We start from the raw sequence: 790 nt of genomic DNA, 5'->3' as shown, positions 1-790 counted from the left end.
TCTATCAGTTGTTTCGGATTGATAAAACCATGTATTTTATGAGGAAAAGAGTCGCTTCAACCAGCCGAAAAAGCCATTTGATGCTGTTGGGTTTGCCTCTTTACCTAAATAGAAGCTTTGCATTAGCTCTGTTCTGAACGCGTCAACATCAATACGTTTAATCACAAGTTCGTGCTGTAATGTGTTTTGTGTCTGCTCCGCGTGATCGTGCGCTAAGCTAAAATCCATGTTCAGATAGCCTTGAGTGAAGAGCCACAAATGGGTGATCAGAACAAGATCTTCTGCCGATTGATTGGTGAATTTGTCTGCCTGCTCATCCCCAAGCGTATCTGCCAAGACCTTTTGCATTTGCTGTGTCGAATGAGTGTGTTGTTCATACAACGCACTTGCTTCGATATGGGATTTCGTCAGGAGCCCGAGTAGGTGAAGCACTGGATTCGTTGCTGGCTTGTTTTCACATACGCGTGCAAACAACGGAGCTTGTTCTTTCAACCAACGCTTCTTGGCAGCTTTATGCTCATCAACGAAGGGAATCTTTTTGATTCCCATTTGTTTAATCAGTTCACTAAGGGGCGTCATGACTTTGCAGTTCCTTCACTGTTACTTCGACGTGTTGATCATTCACATCAACAAAAATAGAGGTGCCGGTAATCATAACAGAAAGGTTTGTACCACGGTCAAGGTGCTGACAAATCATATCGATAGTGTCGTAGTCAAAGCTTTCTACGCTTACTGGAAGCATTGAAAACTTACCTGACATTTTCTCCCACCACACCGGTGCTTTAGTATT

At 43.3% G+C, this 790-nt stretch carries 2 protein-coding genes; both read right to left on the bottom strand.

All coding sequences use genetic code 11. The features are described from left to right. Positions 1 to 36 precede the first annotated feature (36 nt). A complete protein-coding gene (locus R7Z47_RS24515; protein ID WP_024703303.1) occupies positions 37 to 579 on the bottom strand; it encodes a hypothetical protein in 543 nt (180 codons plus the stop codon). Beyond that, positions 566 to 790 (bottom strand): YaeQ family protein (locus tag R7Z47_RS24510; protein ID WP_318130717.1); only part of this gene is annotated, 225 nt, incomplete at its 5' end. The genes R7Z47_RS24510 and R7Z47_RS24515, both read right to left, overlap by 14 nt.

The sequence above is a fragment of the Vibrio sp. 1641 genome (assembly GCF_033339995.1).
Classification (GTDB): domain Bacteria; phylum Pseudomonadota; class Gammaproteobacteria; order Enterobacterales; family Vibrionaceae; genus Vibrio; species Vibrio alginolyticus.
This window is presented reverse-complemented; position numbering and strand designations above follow the sequence as displayed.

Coding starts and splice junctions, on each gene's coding strand:
- R7Z47_RS24515 (WP_024703303.1), bottom strand. CDS start 579: ATGACGCCCCTTAGTGAACTGATTAAACAAATGGGAATCAAAAAGATT.